This window comes from Pseudarthrobacter kochi (assembly GCF_055412805.1).
On sequence record NZ_JBVAYV010000025.1, the window covers coordinates 14,532 to 33,972 of the forward strand.

General features: G+C 66.4%; 22 protein-coding genes, 1 other RNA gene and 1 pseudogene. 15 read left to right on the forward strand and 9 right to left on the reverse strand.

All coding sequences use genetic code 11. The annotated features are described in order from the left end of the window. Nucleotides 1-34: 34 nt before the first annotated feature. Both ACZY0Y_RS12855 and ACZY0Y_RS12860 read left to right on the forward strand, forming a co-directional pair. Entirely contained in the window at nucleotides 35-832 is a 798-nt protein-coding gene (locus ACZY0Y_RS12855; protein WP_463958345.1) for a Swt1 family HEPN domain-containing protein, read from the forward strand. A 303-nt stretch (nucleotides 833-1,135) separates the two neighbouring features. Beyond that, nucleotides 1,136-2,005 (forward strand): rolling circle replication-associated protein, encoded by an 870-nt coding sequence (locus ACZY0Y_RS12860; protein WP_463958347.1) that lies wholly within the window; start codon nucleotides 1,136-1,138, stop codon nucleotides 2,003-2,005. Between the two features lie 179 nt (nucleotides 2,006-2,184). Here ACZY0Y_RS12860 and ACZY0Y_RS12865 read toward each other — a convergent pair whose 3' ends face one another. Continuing rightward, nucleotides 2,185-3,591, reverse strand: coding sequence for a recombinase family protein (locus ACZY0Y_RS12865; RefSeq protein WP_463958349.1), 1,407 nt, complete (start codon nucleotides 3,589-3,591; stop codon nucleotides 2,185-2,187). 16 nt (nucleotides 3,592-3,607) lie between these two features. Between ACZY0Y_RS12865 and ACZY0Y_RS12870 the strand changes: the two are divergent. The 13 genes and pseudogenes from ACZY0Y_RS12870 to ssrA all read left to right on the forward strand — a co-directional run. Further along, a pseudogene (locus ACZY0Y_RS12870) lies at nucleotides 3,608-4,222 on the forward strand (TadA family conjugal transfer-associated ATPase); the annotation flags it as partial. Continuing rightward, entirely contained in the window at nucleotides 4,222-5,076 is an 855-nt protein-coding gene (locus ACZY0Y_RS12875; protein WP_463958351.1) for a type II secretion system F family protein, read from the forward strand. The pseudogene ACZY0Y_RS12870 and the gene ACZY0Y_RS12875, both read left to right, overlap by 1 nt. Beyond that, a complete protein-coding gene (locus ACZY0Y_RS12880; protein ID WP_463958352.1) occupies nucleotides 5,073-6,014 on the forward strand; it encodes a type II secretion system F family protein in 942 nt (313 codons plus the stop codon). The genes ACZY0Y_RS12875 and ACZY0Y_RS12880 overlap by 4 nt, the downstream gene beginning before the upstream one ends. Nucleotides 6,015-6,125: 111 nt before the next feature. Continuing rightward, entirely contained in the window at nucleotides 6,126-6,332 is a 207-nt protein-coding gene (locus ACZY0Y_RS12885) for a hypothetical protein (RefSeq protein WP_463958389.1), read from the forward strand. 57 nt (nucleotides 6,333-6,389) lie between these two features. Then, complete coding sequence (locus tag ACZY0Y_RS12890) at nucleotides 6,390-6,734, forward strand: TadE family protein (RefSeq protein WP_463958390.1); 345 nt, start codon at nucleotides 6,390-6,392, stop codon at nucleotides 6,732-6,734. Continuing rightward, nucleotides 6,715-7,158 (forward strand): hypothetical protein, encoded by a 444-nt coding sequence (locus ACZY0Y_RS12895; RefSeq protein WP_160664734.1) that lies wholly within the window; start codon nucleotides 6,715-6,717, stop codon nucleotides 7,156-7,158. The genes ACZY0Y_RS12890 and ACZY0Y_RS12895 overlap by 20 nt, the downstream gene beginning before the upstream one ends. Beyond that, complete coding sequence (locus ACZY0Y_RS12900; protein ID WP_463958354.1) at nucleotides 7,155-7,625, forward strand: pilus assembly protein TadG-related protein; 471 nt, start codon at nucleotides 7,155-7,157, stop codon at nucleotides 7,623-7,625. The genes ACZY0Y_RS12895 and ACZY0Y_RS12900 overlap by 4 nt, the downstream gene beginning before the upstream one ends. Nucleotides 7,626-7,701: 76 nt before the next feature. Then, nucleotides 7,702-8,817 (forward strand): peptide chain release factor 2, encoded by a 1,116-nt coding sequence (gene prfB / locus ACZY0Y_RS12905; protein ID WP_463958356.1) that lies wholly within the window; start codon nucleotides 7,702-7,704, stop codon nucleotides 8,815-8,817. A 205-nt stretch (nucleotides 8,818-9,022) separates the two neighbouring features. Continuing rightward, nucleotides 9,023-9,832 (forward strand): cell division ATP-binding protein FtsE, encoded by an 810-nt coding sequence (gene ftsE / locus ACZY0Y_RS12910; RefSeq protein ID WP_463958358.1) that lies wholly within the window; start codon nucleotides 9,023-9,025, stop codon nucleotides 9,830-9,832. After that, a complete protein-coding gene (gene ftsX, locus ACZY0Y_RS12915) occupies nucleotides 9,829-10,743 on the forward strand; it encodes a permease-like cell division protein FtsX (protein WP_463879991.1) in 915 nt (304 codons plus the stop codon). Before ftsE ends, ftsX begins: the two co-directional genes overlap by 4 nt. 34 nt (nucleotides 10,744-10,777) lie before the next feature. Beyond that, a complete protein-coding gene (locus ACZY0Y_RS12920; protein WP_463958392.1) occupies nucleotides 10,778-12,190 on the forward strand; it encodes a peptidoglycan DD-metalloendopeptidase family protein in 1,413 nt (470 codons plus the stop codon). Between the two features lie 108 nt (nucleotides 12,191-12,298). Then, complete coding sequence (gene smpB, locus ACZY0Y_RS12925) at nucleotides 12,299-12,769, forward strand: SsrA-binding protein SmpB (protein ID WP_024367797.1); 471 nt, start codon at nucleotides 12,299-12,301, stop codon at nucleotides 12,767-12,769. Nucleotides 12,770-12,912: 143 nt separating this feature from the next. Then, nucleotides 12,913-13,281, forward strand: a transfer-messenger RNA (tmRNA) gene (ssrA, locus tag ACZY0Y_RS12930). Between the two features lie 124 nt (nucleotides 13,282-13,405). Here ssrA and ACZY0Y_RS12935 read toward each other — a convergent pair. The 8 genes from ACZY0Y_RS12935 to ACZY0Y_RS12970 form a co-directional block, all read right to left on the reverse strand. After that, nucleotides 13,406-13,540: a hypothetical protein gene (locus ACZY0Y_RS12935; protein ID WP_272927706.1), complete on the reverse strand. Its 135-nt coding sequence runs from the start codon at nucleotides 13,538-13,540 to the stop codon at nucleotides 13,406-13,408. Between the two features lie 50 nt (nucleotides 13,541-13,590). Next, on the reverse strand, nucleotides 13,591-13,962 hold the full coding sequence (locus ACZY0Y_RS12940; protein WP_463879995.1) for a hypothetical protein: 372 nt from the start codon (nucleotides 13,960-13,962) through the stop codon (nucleotides 13,591-13,593). Between the two features lie 62 nt (nucleotides 13,963-14,024). Continuing rightward, the gene (locus tag ACZY0Y_RS12945; protein ID WP_463958360.1) at nucleotides 14,025-14,399 is read right to left on the reverse strand and encodes a fluoride efflux transporter FluC; all 375 of its coding nucleotides are present in this window, start codon (nucleotides 14,397-14,399) and stop codon (nucleotides 14,025-14,027) included. Next, nucleotides 14,396-14,854, reverse strand: a complete 459-nt coding sequence (locus ACZY0Y_RS12950) for a fluoride efflux transporter FluC (protein WP_463958362.1) — start codon at nucleotides 14,852-14,854, stop codon at nucleotides 14,396-14,398. Before ACZY0Y_RS12950 ends, ACZY0Y_RS12945 begins: the two co-directional genes overlap by 4 nt. A 29-nt stretch (nucleotides 14,855-14,883) precedes the next feature. Then, on the reverse strand, nucleotides 14,884-15,597 hold the full coding sequence (locus tag ACZY0Y_RS12955) for a metal-dependent transcriptional regulator (protein WP_463880000.1): 714 nt from the start codon (nucleotides 15,595-15,597) through the stop codon (nucleotides 14,884-14,886). Between the two features lie 16 nt (nucleotides 15,598-15,613). After that, nucleotides 15,614-16,897 (reverse strand): Nramp family divalent metal transporter, encoded by a 1,284-nt coding sequence (locus tag ACZY0Y_RS12960; protein WP_463958364.1) that lies wholly within the window; start codon nucleotides 16,895-16,897, stop codon nucleotides 15,614-15,616. Between the two features lie 169 nt (nucleotides 16,898-17,066). After that, nucleotides 17,067-17,825, reverse strand: coding sequence for a class I SAM-dependent methyltransferase (locus ACZY0Y_RS12965; protein WP_463958393.1), 759 nt, complete (start codon nucleotides 17,823-17,825; stop codon nucleotides 17,067-17,069). A 133-nt stretch (nucleotides 17,826-17,958) separates the two neighbouring features. Beyond that, nucleotides 17,959-19,425 carry an aminotransferase class V-fold PLP-dependent enzyme gene (locus ACZY0Y_RS12970; RefSeq protein ID WP_463958366.1) on the reverse strand — a complete coding sequence of 489 codons (1,467 nt, stop codon included), beginning with the start codon at nucleotides 19,423-19,425 and terminating at the stop codon, nucleotides 17,959-17,961. Nucleotides 19,426-19,441 lie beyond the last annotated feature (16 nt).

Genomic DNA, 19,441 nt, shown 5'->3' on the forward strand with positions numbered 1-19,441 from the left:
TTTCGACTTAGGCATGGCTGCTATGTTGACCTGCATGGAACCTACCGCCGCGATCTCGGTCATAGAGAATGACCTTCGCCATCTTCTCGACGCTGTTATGAGCGTGAAGCACGGGCATCAGTGGTTGGAGAAGTGTTATACGCCCGAGGAATTACAGGCGCTGGAGCATCGCCAGCTGGAGGAGTCGAAGCGCAGAGCCCCGGCAAAAGTTCCCGTTTCGCTGCTTTCGTATACTCACTTCTACCAACTCAGAAAAATCATAGACAAGAATTGGCAAGACTTTTCGACTGCTCTCGGCGAAAAGAAGGAGTTTTCCGTTCTGGCCGACAAAGTGGAGGACTTCCGAAACGCCCCGGCACACAGTCGAGAGCTATTGCATCATGAACGCGCACTTCTTGAGGGCATCGCAGGAACGATTAGGACTTCTGTAACAACGTTCCTGTCAACGCGGTCCCCGGATGCAAAGCATTATCCGGTGATCGAGTGGGTTCGGGATTCCTTTGGGAATGAACCCGAGATGTCTCCGGGTGAGATTCAGATTTACCGGACGGAGTTACGGCTGAAAGTAGGGGACGTTGTCACCTTCGATATGAGGGGATGGGACCCGCAGGGGCGTGAGCTTCGGTGGGACGTTGAGACGATCCCTGGTGGGCCAGCTGGACCAGCCGTGGACGGTACAGACGTTAGTTTCGACCTGGTAATTACTGAGGCAATGGTCGGCGAAAACCTTTTTGTGGATATTTCGATGGCCAGCGATGGCAAATATCACAGAAGCAACTCACGCGATCACAGAACTACGTTCATGTATTCGGTTGATCCTCCGAGTATGTGATCGCACGAGACGCTGTTGAAGCGGTGCGGGCGGGTGCGAAGCGCCCGCCGCACCCTTGACTTGAAATAGCAACATAACTCGTAGGTCGGTTACGCCTCCCAGATTGCCGTCCGTGGGGTAGTGACACGCATGTAATTCATGTGCAAGGATGGGGCTCGTAGCACCCGGCAGGACCAACTCAGGGCCGGACATATATTCAATGCAGGTGGCCTTCCTGAGAGGCTGAGCAGCGTGGTAGGCCCGCGTCCTTAACAGTGAATGCTCATGGTTCAGACAGAGAGGGCCCATCCGGAGCGAGACCGGATGCTGAAGCCCCTGTCTTTGCTCGATCCTCTCAATTCGCATTTGGCGGGACTTCAGCGATTCCTTGTCGGTTTCGTTCCTGGGGTCCCAATGCCTACTGCTCCTGTCTCGCACTTGTTAGAGCCGCCTATTTTGCCTGCGGCCGGATGGTCGTTCACGTTGTATCCGGAAGCGGGTGAGGGCGGTGGATGCTTCGTCAGTTCCCAGAAGCCGCTCCGAACTTACGTGGCGAAAGGGTCTGCGGCTGATCCCGAGCGGGCAGCGGCTGAGGCCGGTCGTCGTGCACGCGCGAAGCTTCGGCGGTATTGCGCAGCCAACCGGCTAAATCGCCTGGGCACGCTCACCTACGCCGGCGCCGGCTGCCATGACCCGAAGCAACTCCGCCTGCACGTCGCTGATTTCTTCCGTGACCTCAGGGCCACTATGGGTGGTGACCCGTTTCCCTACGTGTGGGTTCCTGAGTGGCACAAGACAGGCCACGGCCTGCATGTGCACTTTGCTGTCGGACGCTTCATTCGTCGCCAGCAGATAGTTCAAGCCTGGGGGCGGGGGTTCGTCCATATCAAGCTGCTCGGCGGGCTGGGCGTGGGATCTAACGCGCTATCCGAGGCGCGGCACGCCGCCGGGTACCTGTCCAAGTACGTGTCCAAGACATTCGTAGATCCGGGTTCCCGAGTGTTTGGGCTGCACAGGTACGACGTCGCCCAGGGTTTCATGCCGGAGGGTCTGGCACTGCATGGAAGCTCGTCGGCGGAGGTAATAGCACAGGCGAGCGATTACATGGGCGCAGGTCCCGGCACCGAATGGTCTTCGGGCTCGGTGGAGGACTGGGCAGGTCCTCCTGCGGTGTGGGCTCAGTGGGGCGCGTGATGGTTGAGCCTGAGCTGATAGCCGCGTGGGTGCAGGCGAGTTGTCAGGCACAAGGTGTGCCCGAGAAGATTACGGATTTGGCGGCTCTGCGTGAGATAGGCGTGCTGCTGGGTGCCGGGATGGGCCGCGCACGCGCGCACGGCGCGTCAGCGCCGAGCACGTGACGGACCGCCCGGCCGCTACTGCCGCCACTCAGGTACGACGCGCTCCGGGTCCAGCCCGTGACGGCCTGGCGTGCTGGCCGGAAGAATCGTCACATGGTTCAGGACGGCTTTGACGATTGCCACCTGACGGGACAGGTTGAGACCGTCCCATTGGTCTCGTAGCTGTTCTCCATGGCCTATGTAGTCAGCCACGGCGTCGCGGTGCGTCAGGCGTGCGAAGGTGCGGCGGTTACGCTCCAAACGCTCCTGAATCCGGTTCCGGGCCTTGGACCATTCCGTGCGGGAGATTTCTCCGTCCGCCCACATCGTGGCCAGATCGTCCATCCGGTTCGTGTCGGCCTGGATGGCGTCACCCAACGTTCGGGCTTCCTCCTGGTCAGTGCCGCCGTCCGTGAGAGCCTCGTGCATGAAGGGGGAGTCCAGCCGGTAAAGGACGGCCTCGGCAATGAACTCCTCCAACATCTGAGCGTAAATATAGACGCCTCCGCAGCCTCGGGAGTCGGGTCCTTTGCGGCAGCCATACCGCCGTATTTCACCGCGCGGCGCTGAGTTCAGCCGGGTCCCGCACTTGCCGCAGACTAGCAGCCCGGTCAGAAGGTACCTGCGGGCACTTCGGTTTGTGCGGCGGGCAGGGTCCAGCAGTAACCGTTGCAGACGCTCGCCCTGCTCGGCGGTGATGATTGGTTCCCACGTTGCCGGGCCGATGACCTGGCCCTGGTGAACGCGCATTCCCCAATAGCGAGGATTGGTGAGGAAAGCGCGCACGGTATTGGTGCGCCATTCCTTGCCGCCCACAGTGCGGATGTCGTTGTCCTGCAGCCAAGTCGCCATGGAAATGAGCGTCTCACCGGCGAGCGCCCGAGAGGCTAAGTCACGAATAACATTCGCTTCGGCTGGCTCGTGGGTTGTCTTGTCGCTCTGGAAGCCGAACGCTCGGGGGCCGCCCATGTGAGGGGTTCCGGTTTGTGCAACTTCCAAAGACTTGCGCTGGCCGCGGCGACGCTTTGAGTCGGACTCGTTGGCAGCGACAGCCGACAGCAAACGAGCCATTAGCAGCCCGTCTCCTTTCGCGAGATCGATGTCACCGGAAAGAGTCACGACGTCGCGCACTCCTGCACGGGTGCACGTGTCCACGAAGCGCTCAAGCTCGATGGGCCGCCGGTGCAGCCGGTCCATGTGCCAGACGATCACACCGTCTCGGCGTCCCTCTGCCAAATCCAGCAGCATCCGCTCGTAAGCGGGACGTTTCTTGCCCGAGTAGGCAGACACGTCATCGTCGACATACTCCTCCGACACATGCCAGCCCCTCCGCTCGGCCTCAGCCCGGCAGTCCAGCAACTGCCGCTTCACACCCAACTCTTCACCCGTTCGGTCCTGGGAAATCCGGGCGTAGATCGCTACCGCGGAACGTGCTTTGCTCATGGGGGTACATTAGCGTCAAGTCGGCAAAACCACCATGCTCAACTGCCTGGCGGCGAGCATTGGAACCCGCGAACGCGTCATCACCGTCGAGGAGATCTTCGAGCTGCAGTTTCCCCTGCGGGACGTCGTCGGGCTGCAGTGCCGGCAACCGAATCTGGAGGGCGAAGGCGAAATCCCCATGCGCAGGCTGGTCAAGGAGGCGTTGCGCATGCGCCCCGACAGGTTGGTGGTGGGCGAAGTCCGGGAGGCTGAGAGCCTGGATATGCTGATCGCTTTGAACTCGGGCTTACCAGGCATGTGCACGGTCCACGCCAACTCGGCCCGCGACGCAGTCACGAAGATCTGCACGCTGCCGTTGCTGGCTGGCGAGAACATCTCGAGTGCCTTCGTGGTGCCGACAGTGGCATCCTGTATCGACCTCGTGGTCCACTGCGCCCGGCACGCGAGCGGACGCCGGGAAGTGACGGAGATCCTGTCGTTGGGCCGGCGCGTGGAAAGCGGGATCATCGAATCCTCGATGGTCTTCGCCCTCGCTGACGGCCGGCTGCAGCCCAGGGCCATCTCGATGCCGGCAGCCGAGAAGTTTGCCCGGGCCGGGTACGACGTCGCGGCTCTGCTGGAGGCGGGCTGATGGCGGCGCTGCTCGGCATGCTTGCCGGGGCCGGACTCCTGCTGATCTGGTGGTCCGCCTGGGAACAGCCCAAGGCGGCCAGCTCCAGGGCGCGAGGCAGCCGGCTGGAGGATCTGCTGCGCTCGGCCGGAATTGAGAAGGTCAGCGGCGCCGGCTTGCTGGCGACTTGCCTCGGCGTCGGAGCGGTCACGATGCTCGTTTTCTTCGCCGTGACCAGGTCTTGGCCGATCTCTGGCTGCTTTGGCCTGTTTGGCGGCTGGCTGCCCTTGGCCGTCGTCAAATGGCGCGCCCGGAAGCGGAGCGCCATCCTGCGCCAGTTATGGCCCGACGTCGTCGACCACCTCCGGTCGGCGATCCGCGCTGGACTCTCGCTCCCGGAAGCCCTCATCCAGCTGGGAGACAAGGGTCCCGAAGAGCTCCGACACGTGTTCCGCGACTTCGGCTCGGACTACCGCTCCGGCGGGCAGTTCGATCCCTGCCTGACGCGGCTGAAGGACCGGCTGGCGGACCCCGTGGCGGACCGGATCGTCGAGGCGCTCCGGCTGACCAGGGAGGTGGGCGGGTCGGATCTGGGCCGGCTGCTGGGCACCCTGGCGGAGTTCCTGCGCGAGAGTGCCCGCACCCGGAGCGAGCTGGAGGCCCGGCAGTCCTGGACCGTCAACGCCGCGCGCCTCGCTGTGGCCGCCCCCTGGCTGGTCCTGGTCCTGCTGGCAAGCCGGCCCGAAGCGGTGGCTGCCTACAACACTCCCCTCGGGGCCGCCGTCCTGCTGGGGGGACTGGCGGTCTCCCTGGTCTCCTATGCCATCATGCTGCGCATTGGCGCGCTCCCGGCAGATGAGCGGGTCCTTCGATGACCGGGCTGACGGCGGCTGCCGTTGTCTGCGGAGTCGTCCTTGGCGGCGGAGTCTGGTTGTTGCTGGTCAGGCTGCCGTTCATGCGGCCGACCACGTTCGTCGAACGCATCCGCCCGCAGCTGAAGTCCCACAACCTGGAATCCCGGCTCCTGCGCACCGTGCCGGGCACCATCACCCCGTTCGGGCCCCTGGAACGAATCCTGCGTCCGGTCATCGGTGACGCCGTCACCTGGCTGGGGAGGCTGAATCCCGGGTCCCTGGCCTTGAACCGCCGCCTGGCCAGGGCCGGGAGCGCCAAGACGCCCGCCGACTTCCGGGCCGAACAGCTGCTCTGGGGCGCGGGCGGCTTCGTTGCGGCGGTCGGGGCAGTCGTGCTCTTCGGCGTGGCCGGACGGTTCAGCCCCCTGCTCGCCGTCGTGCTGGTGATTGGCAGCGCCGCTGGCGGATTTCTGTTGCGGGACTATCTGCTGGGCGCCCGGATCAGGAAGCGCGAAGCGCGCATGATGGCGGAATTCCCCAGCATCGCCGAACTCATGGCGCTCGCCGTCAGCGCGGGAGAAAGTGCCACCGGCGCGCTGGACCGGGTGTGCCGCAGCGCCCGGGGAGAGCTGTCCAAGGACTTCACCCGTGTCCTGGCGGAGACCAGGGCGGGGAAACCACTCGTGGAAGCCCTCCAGGAGTTCTCCGCTAGGACCGAGCTTGGCCCGGTGCTCCGCTTCGTAGACGGGCTGATCGTGGCCGTCGAACGCGGGACACCGCTCGCTGAGGTGCTGAGGGCGCAGGCCCAGGACGTCCGCGATACGGCAAAGCGCGAGCTGATGGAGTCGGCAGGCAAAAAGGAAATTGGAATGATGATTCCCGTGGTCTTCGGTGTCCTGCCGCTGACGGTCGTGTTCGCCGTCTTTCCCGGCCTGGCCGCCATCAGCATGGGTTTGTAGCAACAGAGGAACCAGTAAGGAAGCACCAGGACAACCGCACCACCCACCAAAGGGGAGACCGTGAAACAGATCCTAAACCGCATGGCATTGTTGCTCTGCACCATCAGCCTGATGCCTGGGCTGGCCAGACCTGACACGTCGGAGGAAGCCCGCGGACGGCGGGGCGGCGATCACGGCGACCACCGCGAGCGGGGGGACGTGCCCGGCTGGGTGATGATCACCCTCATGTCGGCCGTCCTGGTCGCCGCACTCCTGGCGCTCGCCGGGCCGGCGCTGGAAGGGCTGTTCAACCAGGCCATGGACAAGGTCGGGCAGTAACCCGTGCGCCTGCCCGGCGCCGGCCGGGGCCGAACTGACGAAAGGGGTTCGGCGGTGGTGGACTTTGTCCTCGTGGGTGGACTGCTGACGCTGTTCTTCCTCGCCATCGTCCAGCTCACCCTTGTCCTCCACGTCCGGAACACGCTGATCGACGCCGCCGCTTCAGGCGCGAGATACGGCACCCTCGCGGACCGCGGCTCCGGGGACGCCCGGGAGCGGACCGCCCAGCTGATCGGGGTCGCGCTGAACCAGGACTTTGCCACCGATGTGACCACAAGCGAAGCCACCTACCAGGGCATCCGGACCCTCGAAGTCACGGTCCGCGCGCCGTTGCCCGTGATCGGGCTGATCGGTCCCCGCGCAGTGCTGGAGGTGAAGGGGCATGCCGCCATCCAGCCCTAGCAGCGGCGACGTTGCCGAACGGGGAAGCGCCGTCGTTGAATTCACGTTCCTGTCACTGCTGCTGATGGTGCCGCTGGTCTACTTCATCATCACCATGGGCCAGCTCCAGGGCGGCTCCTTCGCGGTGGTCGGAGCCGCGGACCAGGCCGCCAAGGTCTTCGTCGCCCAGCCCGACGCCGGGGCCGGCCGGGCCGCCGCCGAGCAGGCCGTGCTGCTGGCGCTCGCCGACCACGGGCACCCGGCGGCGGACGCCCACATTGAAACGACGTGCGAACCCGCGGACTGCATGGCAGCGGGCTCGGCCGTGACGGTCACCGTCCATCTCACGGTGCCGCTGCCGTTCGTCCCGTTCAGCGAGGTGCTGGACCTGAACGCCGGGCAGCTCAGCGCCTCCGCCACCCAGCTGGTGGGCCGCTTCCGATGAGCCATGACGGGACGGAGCAACCACTCGGCCGCCAGCCCCGCGACGCCGGGCAGCTGATGGTGCTGATCATCGGCTTCGTGCTGCTCGCGCTGCTGATCACCACCGTGGTCATCGCCGCGTCCAGCGTCTACATCGAGCACAAGAAACTCCTGTCGATGGCCGACGGCGCCTCGGTGGCCGCCGCAGACAGCTTCACGCTCGGACAGCTCGAAACCGGTGGCGGCACCCCCACGGCAGTCCTGACCGGTACCCGCGTGCGCAGCGCCGCCGTCGAGTTCCTGGACCGCAGCAGCGCCTTCACCCGCTTCAGCGGACTCGCCGTCGGGCCGGGCACGGGCAGCCCGGACGGCTCCACCGCCGTCGTCGTCCTCAGCGCCGCTGTCCACCCGCCCGTGGTCAACTTCCTGGTCCCGGACGGCATCAGGATCGACGCCAGTTCGACGGCGCGTTCCCGGCTCACGCGCTAGCCTGTATCACGTCCCGCAGCAATGTCCCGCGACCCAGTCCGGGTGGCCCGCACGGATAGCGTAGGCTTAAAAAACCATGGCAAACATTGATTTTCCCGCAGAAATCCGCGCCCTCCGCGCCACCTACGCCTCGATCGAGAACGTTTCGAATGTCGACGCGCTGAAGGAGGACATCGCCGAACTCAGCGAACGGGCCGGCGAACCCAATCTGTGGGACGATCCCGCGGCCGCCCAGGTGATCACCTCGAGGCTCTCGCACCGCCAGTCCGAACTGGCACGCCTCGAGTCCCTCACCTCCCGGATCGACGACCTCGAAGTCCTCGTGGAACTGGGCCAGGACGAGGACGACGCCGCCTCGATGGGCGAAGCCGCCACCGAACTGGAATCGATCCGCAAGGCGCTCAAGGATCTCGAAGTCGTGACGCTGCTGTCCGGTGAGTTCGACGAGCGCGAAGCTGTCGTCACGATCCGCGCCGGCGCCGGGGGAGTGGACGCCGCGGACTTCGCCGAAATGCTGCTCCGGATGTACCTGCGCTGGGCCGAACGCCACGGCTACCCGACCACCATCATGGACACCTCCTACGCCGAAGAAGCCGGACTCAAGTCCGCCACCTTCGAGGTCAAGGCACCCTACGCCTACGGCACGCTCAGCGTCGAGGCCGGCACCCACCGCCTGGTCCGGATCAGCCCCTTCGACAACCAGGGCCGCCGCCAGACCTCGTTCGCCGCCGTCGAAGTCATCCCGCTGATCGAGCAGACCGACTCCATTGACATCCCGGACAACGAGATCCGCGTCGACGTCTTCCGTTCCTCCGGCCCCGGCGGCCAGTCGGTCAACACCACCGACTCCGCCGTGCGCCTGACGCACATCCCCACCGGCACCGTCGTGTCGATGCAGAACGAGAAGTCCCAGCTGCAGAACCGCGCGGCGGCCCTGCGCGTGCTGCAGTCCCGGCTCCTGCTGCTGAAGAAGGAGCAGGAGGACGCGGAGAAAAAGGCGTTCGCCGGCGACGTAAAGGCCTCCTGGGGCGACCAGATGCGCTCCTACGTCCTGAACCCGTACCAGATGGTCAAGGACCTCCGCACCGAGCACGAGGTCGGGAACACCTCGGCCGTGTTCGACGGCGAGATCGACGACTTCATCGACGCCGGCATCCGCTGGCGGACCGACAACCGCAACGCGGACAAGTAGCGGCACGCCAGCATCACCTTTTGGCTCTCGCGTCACACCTGTCCCTCCCGTCTAATCCTGCGACACGCCCCCGCACTCCGGCCGATCCGCCGGGACCCGTGCGTATAGTCGAAAAGCCGGAGCTCTACTTCCCCCACTAGAAAGCCCGCGCACCGGCAGCAGAACTGGGCCGTACCCGTCCACGTCCTGCAGGGTACTTAGGGCCATGATCCGTTTCGAAAATGTCACCAAGGTCTATGACCAGAAGGCGCGCCCCGCGCTGGATTCGATCAACCTTGAAATCGACCGCGGCGAATTCGCCTTCCTCGTCGGGGCCTCCGGTTCCGGCAAATCGACCTTCCTGCGCCTTGTCCTCAAAGAGGACCGCGCCTCCTCCGGCGCCGTCTACGTGGCCGGCCAGAACGTCGCAAACATCTCCAGCTGGCGCGTGCCCCGGCTCCGCCGCGGGATCGGCGTCGTGTTCCAGGACTTCCGCCTGCTGCCGCAGAAGACCGTCTTCGCCAACGTCGCCTTCGCGATGCAGGTCATCGGCAAGAGCCGCAGCGTCATCCGCGACACCGTTCCCGAGGTCCTCAAGACCGTCGGCCTCGAAGGCAAGGAAAACCGCCTTCCGCACGAGCTCTCCGGCGGCGAGCAGCAGCGCGTGGCGATCGCCCGCGCCGTCGTCAACCGCCCCGGAATCCTGCTGGCTGATGAGCCCACCGGCAACCTGGACCCGACGACCTCGATGGGGATCATGGGCGTGCTGGACAAGATCAACCAGAACGGCACCACCGTGGTGATGGCCACCCACGACGACGACATCGTCAACGAGATGCGCAAACGCGTCGTCGAACTCCGCAACGGCGTCATCATCCGTGACGAGGCCAAGGCCCTCTACACCTCCATGATTCCGGTCGTTGGACAATCGCGCCGCCTGCGGGATGCCAGCGGACGGGATGAACCGCAAGCCGCGGTAACCACCCGCAGCGACGCCCGCGCCGAAGCGCGCGCCGCAGGGGAGGGTCAGCTGTGAGGCTCCAATTCGTCCTCGCCGAGATCGGCAGCGGCCTGCGCCGCAACCTTTCCATGGTGGTCTCCGTCATTCTGGTGACGTTCGTGTCCCTGACCTTCGTCGGCGCCGCCGGCATGCTGCAGCTGCAGATCAACCAGATGAAGGGCTACTGGTACGACAAAGTCCAGGTCGCCATCTTCCTCTGCAGTGACGGTTCGACGGCGGCCGGTTGCGCTACCGGCCCGGCCACCCCGGAGCAGCAGGACAACCTGGCCAAGCTCCTGGAGTCGCCGGCGGTGGCCCAGTACGTCAACGACTTCCAGTTCGAGTCCAAGGACGACGCGTACAAGCACTTCAAGGAACAGTTCTCCAACTCCCCGATTGTCGACTCGGTGACCCCGGACCAGCTCCCGGCCTCCTTCCGGATCAACATGAAGGACCCGGAGAAGTACCAGATCATCAGCGAGACCTTCTCCTCACAGGCCGGCGTTGAAACCGTGATCGACCAGCGCCAGCTCCTGGAGCGGCTCTTCTCGGTCATGAACGCCGCGTCCCTCGTGGCGGTGAGTGTCGCCGGCGTGATGATTGTCTGTGCCATCCTGCTGATCGCCACCACGATCCGGCTGTCGGCCTTCAGCCGGCGCCGGGAGACCGGGATCATGCGCCTGGTTGGGGCCTCGAAGATCGTGATCCAGCTGCCGTTCATCCTCGAGGGCGTGATTGCCGCCGTGATCGGTGCGGCGCTGGCCTCGGGAACGCTGTGGGCTGTGGCGCACTTCTTCCTTGGCGGCTACCTGTCCAAGCAGTATCCGGACACCGCCTTCATCTCCGCAGGTCAGACGCTGATCCTGGCCCCGGCCCTGATCGGACTCGGCGTGCTGCTGGCGGGCGTATCATCACTCCTGACACTTCGACGATACTTGAGGGTCTAGCGTGCGCAACGAAAAAGGGAACCCCATGACACCGATGCACCGTACCGCCCCCCGGCCGGGCACCACCCGGCCTGCCGTGGGCGGCCGCCGTGCCCGCATCGTCAGCGCCGCACTGGCCCTTGTCCTGGCGGCGGGCATGGGCGCCTCAACGCCGGTGGCATTCGCCGACACCCTCGAAGACCAGCAGGCGGCGCTCCGTGAGGAAGCGACCCGGGTCCAGCACTCCCTCGAGTTCGTCGACTCCCGGATCGCCCAGGCGGCCGGGGACCTCGTCCTGTACCAGGGCCAGCTCCCCGGTGCCCAGCAGTCCCTGCTCGAAGCCCAGGGCCGGGTGGCCGGCGCCGTCAAGGAAGCCGAGGCACTCGCGGCCCGCGTGGACCTGGCGCAGCAGAACAAGGCCAAGATCACCCAGCAGCTCGAGACGGACAAACAGAAGATTACCGACACAAAGAAGCTGATCGGACAGATCGCCACCCAGGCCTACAAGTCCGGGGGAGTCCCCTCCAACCTTTCACTGTTCTTCGGCTCCAACAACACTGGCAGCCTCACGGACACGATCGACCTGGCCGACCAGGCCATGCGCAGCCAGAACTCCGCCATGGACAAGCTCACCCAGCAGAACGCCACCAACGTCAACTCCCAGGCCCGGCTCGAAGCGGTGGAAGCCGAAATCAAGGACCTCAAGGCCAAGGCCGACGCCGCGCTGGCCCGCGAACAGGCAGCCCGCGACGAGGCTGAGGCCAAAAAGGCCCAGGTGGACAAGCTCATCGCCGACACCACCCGGCTGGACGCCGAACTCCAGGCCGCCAAGCCGGGAATCCAGACCCAGCTCGCCCAGGTCAAGTCCCAGCAGGACGCCGTCGCCGCGGACATCGCCGAACGCGACCGGAAACTGCGCGAGGCCTGGGAAGCCGAACAGCGCCGGATCGCCGAGGCAGCCGCGGCCGCCGCGGCAGCGGCTGCCCGCGCCCAGGGCCAGACCAAGGCGCCCGCGCCCTATGTCCCCGCCCCGGCCGGCTCGCCGTCGGCCTTCGGCCTGCAGCATCCCCTCAACGGCGTCCCGATCACTTCCGGCTTTGGCTGGCGTGCGACGCCGCCGGGCACCATCGACTTCTACGGCCAGGGCGGTTACATGCACACCGGCATCGACTTCGGCGCCGCCTGCGGCACGCCGGTCTTTGCCGCGGCGGCCGGCACGGTGTTCTCGGCCGGCTGGGCCAACGACGGCGGCGGTAACAACGTCAAAATCTCCCACGGCGTCATCCAGGGCAACTCGCTGACCACAATTTACTACCACAACACCAGCGTTGTGGTCTCGCCGGGCCAGCAGGTCAGCCGCGGCCAGCTGATCGCCTACTCCGGAACCACCGGAAACTCCACCGGCTGCCACTCGCACTTCGAGACCTGGCTTAACGGCAGGGCCGTCGACCCGATGAACCTGCTCTGATCCGCCCGGAGCGGAAGCCACACGGCCGGGCTGCGGCCCTGCCGTAAACTGGAAGAAGCCTGCGCCGCTCCGGCATAGGGCCCACCCCTCGATTCAAGGAGTTCTACCGTGCCGAAAGAAAGTGGCCGTAAGGTAGTGGCCACCAACCGCAAGGCCCGGCACGACTACCACATCCTCGACACCTACGAGGCCGGGATCGCGCTCATGGGAACGGAAGTGAAGTCCCTCCGCGAGGGCCACGCCTCCATGGTCGACGGTTTCTGCACCTTCTACAACGACGAGCTGTGGATGGAGGGCATCCACATCCCCGAGTACCACCAGGGGAGCTGGACCAACCACGCCGCGCGCCGCCGTCGGAAGCTGCTGCTGCACCGCGACGAACTCACCAAGATCTCGCACAAGATCCGCGAGTCCGGTTTCACGATCGTCCCCCTCCAGCTGTACTTCCTGGACGGCCGGGCGAAGGTGGAGATCGGCGTCGCCCGCGGCAAAAAGGAATACGACAAGCGCCAGACCCTGCGCGAACAGCAGGACAAGCGCGAGGCCCTGCGCGTGATGCGCGAGCGGAACCGGCGCTAAGGAGCCGCACTGAAGGCCGCGGGAATGAATCTGCCCGGAGGTGCGTTATGCTTGATAGTCCGGGAAGGAACGGCGCAGCATCCGCTAAAAGCATCAGCTGCGGCGGTGCAGCAAGAGTCCTGAACGGTTTGATAAAAAAATACGGGGATGATCGGTTTCGACGATGTTAGTCGCGACAGGTGAAGCGGGCCGAGGATGCAGAATTATCTCGTAAACGCTGTCTGCAAACCAATAAGTGCCGAATCAAAACGCACTGACTTCGCTCTCGCTGCCTAAGCAGTAAGACAGTCCGTCAGCCCGAGGTTGCTATTGCCCCGGATCCTGGCGTCATTTAGATAGCCACTGCTGTTTACCCCCGTCATCGGGGTGGACGGGACTCTTAGATGACTGGGCCCGGATCAGCCAGCTGTTTGCAGCATGGCCGGGGCCGAGAAAATCCACCGCAAACTGCGCCCGGAGAAGCCCTGACAACACGACATCGGACGGGGGTTCAATTCCCCCCATCTCCACCATCGGGCCACCGGAAACGGTGCCCCACCCCGTAAAGTTCCACGCAAAAGGCCGGAAGCGTCAGCTTCCGGCCTTTTGCTTTGCCCGTTTGTTGGCAGAAGCGGCGGCCCGGCCGGCGGGCTGGGCTCAACGCTTCTTGATGTGGGCGACCGGGTCCGCGTGCGTCTCCGCGACGTTCTTGGACTTCTTCTCGGCCCGTTTTTCCTTGATGGTTTTCACCGGCTTCTTGGCCATGCTCCGGTGCGGCGATTTGTCAGGCATGTGGGCGCTCCCTAACGGCAGGGGGCCGGGATGGCCCCCGTGATATTAAGTTACGCCTCGGGTACCGCTACGTCCACGATGCCAACGAACCGGCTGCCCACACCCTCATATTCGCTGCGGACCAGGCCGGCGCCGACGCCGGGGATCTCGACCGAGGAATGGTGCGCGCAGCACACGTAGGTGAACTCCGGCCACCACTTCTTCGGCCGGGCCGCCTCGGAGAATCCGCAGACGGCACACGTCAGCTGGACCCACACCGGGCGTTTGCCGGTCCGGTTGGCCTTGGACTGGACCAGCCACTGCGGCGGGTTGTCCAGGAGTTCGCCGAGCTCAGCGTCGCTCAACCGGGACGGGATGCCGTGACGGTGTGCCATTTCCAGCGGAATGTCGAGGATCTGGGCTGCAACACGGCGGGTAATCATCCTTCAACGATACGGGATGTGAAGGTGCTCCTACCGCCGCCGGAGGGCCGGCGTTAGGCTCGTCATAGGCCGGTGACGGCCATGCCGAGCGCCGCTGCTGCCAGGCCCGTGACCAGGTTGGCGGCAATATTGGCGGCGGCTGCGCGGTAGCGCGTCTCGCTGACCAGGCGCACCGTGGCGGTGGTCCAGGAACTGAACGTGGTGAGGCCGCCGGCGAGCCCGGCCGAGAGGCCGGACTGCCACTCGGGTCCCAGCCCCAGCTGCCCGGTCATCCCCAGGGCCGCGCCGATGATGAAGGAGCCGGCCACGTTGACGGCGAGGGTTGCCCAGGGCCAGTGGGGACGGGGTCCCGGATGGTGCGCAAACCAGGAGTCGACGGCGAAGCGCAGCAAGGCGCCCGCGACGCCAAAGACTCCCACGAGCACGGCGGTGGTCATGACGCCCCGCCGGTCAGGTCGGCCAGGGCCTTGCCGGTCTTCCACCCGGCGGCGGCGGCGGCGAGTCCCAGCATGAGCGAGAGCGCCAGGTAGGCCAGCCAGCTGGCATGGAAGCCGGCCCGGAACTGCTGGTCGATGGCGAACACCACCGCCGAAAACGTGGTGAAGGAACCCAGCAGCCCGGGACCGAGCCCGGCCCGCAGCCAGAAGGCGGTCCTCGGCCGGGCGATCCAGACCGTGGTCAGGGCCGCCAAGACAAAACTTCCGACGACGTTGATCACCAGGGTGGTCCAGGGAATGGTGCCCGCTGCCTCCGGGAAAGCCAGGCCGGCCCCGTAGCGCAGTTCCGTTCCGATCAGGCCGCCGACGGCGACGGCAGCCCACGCGCGCCAGCCCGGCATCCCGGGAGGCGGCGCAGCAACAGCCGGTGATAACGCCTTCGCTGCGCGCTTCATGCCGCGGCTCCGGTCAGCAGGGCCAGCACTCAGGACCGCTTGAGGCTGCAGCCGGGATGGACGGTGTCGCTGTGGACCCAGAGGGCGGAGGCGACTTCCTCGGCGAGGTCGACGTCCTGCCGGGTGCCGCCGGAGCCGATACGGACCACCAGGGCGCCGCCGAACGGTTTGCGGCCCAGAACCTCGACGTCGGCGTCGAGATCAATGTCCTCCGCGGAAAGGTAGCGCAGGAGCTCGGGGTTTTCGTCGCTGATCCGGGTGATCCGGCCGGTGTGCCCGTCGTCGAGCTCGCTCATCCGGTGGGCCGGCGGCATCAGCACGGAGCCGTCCGCGGCAGGGATCGGATCGCCGTGCGGGTCCCGCACCGGGTTCCCAAGCTTGGCGGCCATCCGTTCGATGAAGGTGTCAGAAACCGCGTGTTCCAGGAGCTCGGCTTCGTCGTGGACCTCGTCCCAGCGGTAGCCGAGCTCCCGGACCAGGAACGTTTCAATAAGCCGGTGCCGCCTGACCATGGACAACGCCAGCCGGACACCGTCGGCCGTGAGGGTGATGGCGCTGTAGGGCTGGTGGTCCACCAGGCCCTGGTCCTTGAGCTTGCGGACCATTTCGGAGACCGAGGAGTTGGCCACGCCGAGGCGCTGGGCCAGTTGCGTGGAGGTGATGGGCTTGTCCTGCCACTCCGTGAAGGAGTAGATGACCTTGACGTAGTCCTCGATCGAGGAGGAGGGCAGACTGGTCTTCACAGCCTCCAGCCTACCGTCAGGCGGCGCCGGAGAACGTCAGCCACAGCAGGACGAGATTGAGCGCCACGACCAGGATCACGCTGATGACGGCGGCAATCCGCAGTGCCATCCCATCGGCGAAGCGGCCCATCAGGGCCTTGTTGCTGGTCAGGACAACCAGCGGGACAAGCACGAAGGGGATACCGAAGCTCAGGACAACCTGGCTGAGGACCAGGCCCCAGGTGGGATCGAAACCGATGCTCAACAGCACAACGGCCGGGATCAGGGTGACCACGCGGCGCGTCATCAGCGGGATCCGGATTTTGAGCAGCCCCTGCATGATGGATCCCCCGGCATAGCAGCCCACGGACGTCGAGGCCAGGCCGGAGGCGAGCAGGCCGACGGCGAAGATGACACCGATGACCGGACCCAGATTGGTGGTGATCGCGGCATGGGCGCCTTCGATGGTGTCCGTTCCCTCCTCACCGCCCAGGGTCGATGCGGCCAGCAGCAGCATCCCGATGTTCACGATGCCGGCGATGGCCAGGGCCGCCACGACGTCCCAGCGGGTTGCCTTGACGAGGCGGGCGAGGGCCTGCGGGGGGACATGCAGGTGCGGGTTCGGACGGTGCCGGTCCCGGGACAGGGCCGAGTGGACGTAGATGGCGTGCGGCATCACCGTGGCGCCGAGCATGCTGGCAGCCAGCAGCACCGTGTCCGGACCCTGGAAGCCTGGGATCAGTCCGGCGGCGACGCCCGCAGGGTCCGGCGGACTGATGAAGAGGCCGGCCAGGAATCCGATCGTGATGATGCCCAGCAGGAACATGATGATGAATTCGAAGGACCGCTGCTTGTTCCGGGCCTGTACGGCGAGCAGGGCCATGGAGACGCCGCCGACGATCACTGCGCCGAGGGGCAGGGGCAACCCGAAGAGCAGGTAGAGCGCGATCGCGCCGCCCACCACCTCGGCAAGGTCGGTGGCAGCGGCCACGATCTCGGCCTGGACCCAGAACGCGCGGCGCCAGAACGGCTTGAGCCGCTCGCCGAGAATCTCGGGCAGGCTCTTCCCGGTGACGATCCCGAGTTTGGCTGACTGGTATTGCACCAGCACAGCCATGATGTTGGCCGCCACGAGGACCCAGACCAGGAGGTAGCCGTACTGGGCGCCGGCCGTGAGGTTGGCCGCAACGTTGCCGGGGTCCACGTAGGCGATCGCGGCGACGAAGGCCGGGCCCAGCAGGCCGATGATGGCGCGGCGGCCCGGTTTCGGCCGGCGGGGCGCCGCCGGCGCCGCAGATTCGGGTCCTGTCACTTCCAGCACGGTGGGCTCCCCTGGTAGGTGCGTCGACGGCGACGCGGCCGGTAGCGGCGGTTCGCACCGGCACCGGAGTTTGCGAGTGCCTACAAATAATTATTAGGCATACCGAAACCATAAGCCAGCGCGCCTGTCCGGGGCAATCCCGGAGGTCGTGCAGTGCCGCCCGTCGGGTTCAGGCCCGGACGGCCCGCCAGCTCTGGGTCAGGTAGGGGAGCGCGATGACGTCTTCCGGGCGGTGGCCCAGATGCTCGTGCAGATACCAGTCGAGGTTGCCCAGCACCTTGGCGCGGGTCGTCTCGCTGGCCGCCAGATAGTAGCTGCGGGACTTCGTCAGCTCCATGATGTCCGCGGTGCGCACCGGATCTTCCCAGCGCGTGAGGTGGCTCTCCAGCCCCGTGAATTCCGGGCCCAGCGGCGGTGTGAAGTGCGGTTTGTGCACATCCCCGGCATGCATAATGCGCGAGAGCCGGTGCACCCAGGGAACGGACGTGTCCAGCTGGTTCCAGATCAGCCCCAGCATCCCGTGCGGGCGGAGGATCCTGGCGATCTCCGTGCTGGCCGGCAGCGGATCGCACCAGTGCCAGGCCTGGGCGACGGTCACGACGTCGAACGCTTCGCCGGGAAGCCCCGTCTGCTCGGCAGTACCCACGACGGCGGTGACGCCCGGAAGCGTCCGGCGCAGCTGCCCGAGCATGTCGGCGGACGGGTCCACCGCCACCGTGTGCAGGCCGCGCCCGGCCAGCAGGGCAGTGAACTTCCCGGTGCCGGCGCCGAGGTCCGCGGCGTCCCGGGCACCGGCCGGGATCAGCCAGTCGGCCGAATCCCCGGGGTACCCGGGGCGGACGCGGTCGTAGTGCTCCCCGCCGTCCTGGAAGCTCTGGCCCAGCTCCTGGCGCCGCTCCTGATCCAGCTTGGGGCCGCCTCCCAACAAGGGGCCCCCGTGCAGCTTGGGTCCGCCGCTTGCCACGTGCGATCTCCTTCGGCAGGTCCGGATGGATACCCATCGAATTTACCGCACGCGGCAGGGCCGTGTTTTCACAGGGCTGGCGGATCCGCGCTGTCAGTCAGTCCCGGGTGCAGGGGGCCGCGCCGGCGGTTCCGGGCGTGTTGGGGGCCCAGTGCGGGTAGCTGCGGGTGTCGTTGGCGGGCACCCAGCGGCCGGCGTCGACGACGTAGTCCCAGCCGAGGCCGTTCCGGCGCAGCTCCTGGAGTGCTGCCAGCAGCCGCTCGGCGTCCTCCAGCCGGGATCCCAGGCCGAAGCTTGCCCGCAGCGAACCCGAGGGCATGCCGAGCCGCCGGAGCAGGGGGTGCGCGCAGAAGCGGCCGTCGCGCAGCCCGATGCCGTGTTCGGCCGACAGGTACGCCGCCACCAGGCCCGCGTCGTAGCCTTCCACCGAGAAGTTGACGACGCCGATCGTGCCGGTGCCTGCGACGGCTCCGGATCCTGCGTCGAAGGACGCATCGAAGGAAGCACTGTCCGGGAAGATCTGGTGGACGCTTACGCCGTCGATCCCGGCGAGGCCCTCGACGAGGAATGACCGGATGGCGTTTTCGTGCGCGTGCCACTGCTCCACATCCAGATCGGCGATGACCTGGGTGGCCCGGGCGAGGGTGGCGGCGCCGAGGACGTTGGGGGAGCCGCCTTCATGCCGGGCCGGACCGGTGGTCCAGCTGACAGCGTCGATCCGGGCGTCCTGCACGGCTCCGCCGCCGGCCAGGTGCGGGGTGCCGGCGTCGAGCCAGTCGGGACGGCCGATCAGCACCCCGGCGCCGAACGGCGCGTAAAGCTTGTGCCCGGAGAAGGCGAGGTAGTCGACGTCGTCGGCGGCGATGTCGATCCGCCGGTGCGGCGCCAGCTGGGCGGCGTCGACGACGATCCGGGCGCCGTAGTCGTGCGCGAGGGCGGCGAGGGCCCGGATCGGCAGGATCTCGCCGGTGACGTTGGAGGCGCCGGTGACGGCGAGGAGGCTGACGCCGCCGTGGGCGAGTTCCCCGCGGAGCAGTTCCAGGGTGGCGGCGAGGGTCGGCGCGGCGATGACGCTGCGGTGGGGCACCCGCTGCCACGGCAGCAGGTTGGCGTGGTGCTCGATGTCGAGGTAGAGCACCTCGCCGGTGTGCACGCCGTCGACGGCGGGCAGGCAGCCTGCCAGCAGGTTAAGGGAGTCGGTGGTGTTCCGGGTGAAGATCACCGAATCGTCCGGCCGGCCGCCGACGAAGTCGCGGACAATGGTCCGGGCATTCTCGTAGACCGATGTGCTGATCTGGGAGGCGTAGCCGGCACCGCGGTGGACGCTGGCGTAGTACGGCAGGATCTCGTTGAGGTAGGCCGAGACCACGGACAGGGCAGGGGCCGAGGCGCCATAATCCAGATTGGCGTAGCGGACGTGCCCGCCCTGGATGAGGGGAGCCTGGATCTCCGCTCCGGTCACCGCGGACAGCGGCCGGCGGGCGGCGGCGAACCGCGCCTCGGGACGGGTCCGGCCGGCGCCGGACTGGAGTTCGGGGGTGGCAGGAATCGTGGCAGTCGTCATGGGACCTCGCTCGAAA

Coding starts and splice junctions, on each gene's coding strand:
- ACZY0Y_RS12855 (WP_463958345.1), top strand. CDS start 35: ATGGAACCTACCGCCGCGATCTCGGTCATAGAGAATGACCTTCGCCAT.
- ACZY0Y_RS12860 (WP_463958347.1), top strand. CDS start 1,136: ATGCTGAAGCCCCTGTCTTTGCTCGATCCTCTCAATTCGCATTTGGCG.
- ACZY0Y_RS12865 (WP_463958349.1), bottom strand. CDS start 3,591: ATGAGCAAAGCACGTTCCGCGGTAGCGATCTACGCCCGGATTTCCCAG.
- ACZY0Y_RS12875 (WP_463958351.1), top strand. CDS start 4,222: ATGGCGGCGCTGCTCGGCATGCTTGCCGGGGCCGGACTCCTGCTGATC.
- ACZY0Y_RS12880 (WP_463958352.1), top strand. CDS start 5,073: ATGACCGGGCTGACGGCGGCTGCCGTTGTCTGCGGAGTCGTCCTTGGC.
- ACZY0Y_RS12885 (WP_463958389.1), top strand. CDS start 6,126: ATGCCTGGGCTGGCCAGACCTGACACGTCGGAGGAAGCCCGCGGACGG.
- ACZY0Y_RS12895 (WP_160664734.1), top strand. CDS start 6,715: ATGCCGCCATCCAGCCCTAGCAGCGGCGACGTTGCCGAACGGGGAAGC.
- ACZY0Y_RS12900 (WP_463958354.1), top strand. CDS start 7,155: ATGAGCCATGACGGGACGGAGCAACCACTCGGCCGCCAGCCCCGCGAC.
- prfB (WP_463958356.1), top strand. CDS start 7,702: ATGGCAAACATTGATTTTCCCGCAGAAATCCGCGCCCTCCGCGCCACC.
- ftsE (WP_463958358.1), top strand. CDS start 9,023: ATGATCCGTTTCGAAAATGTCACCAAGGTCTATGACCAGAAGGCGCGC.
- ACZY0Y_RS12920 (WP_463958392.1), top strand. CDS start 10,778: ATGCACCGTACCGCCCCCCGGCCGGGCACCACCCGGCCTGCCGTGGGC.
- ACZY0Y_RS12935 (WP_272927706.1), bottom strand. CDS start 13,540: ATGCCTGACAAATCGCCGCACCGGAGCATGGCCAAGAAGCCGGTGAAA.
- ACZY0Y_RS12940 (WP_463879995.1), bottom strand. CDS start 13,962: ATGATTACCCGCCGTGTTGCAGCCCAGATCCTCGACATTCCGCTGGAA.
- ACZY0Y_RS12945 (WP_463958360.1), bottom strand. CDS start 14,399: ATGACCACCGCCGTGCTCGTGGGAGTCTTTGGCGTCGCGGGCGCCTTG.
- ACZY0Y_RS12950 (WP_463958362.1), bottom strand. CDS start 14,854: ATGAAGCGCGCAGCGAAGGCGTTATCACCGGCTGTTGCTGCGCCGCCT.
- ACZY0Y_RS12970 (WP_463958366.1), bottom strand. CDS start 19,425: ATGACGACTGCCACGATTCCTGCCACCCCCGAACTCCAGTCCGGCGCC.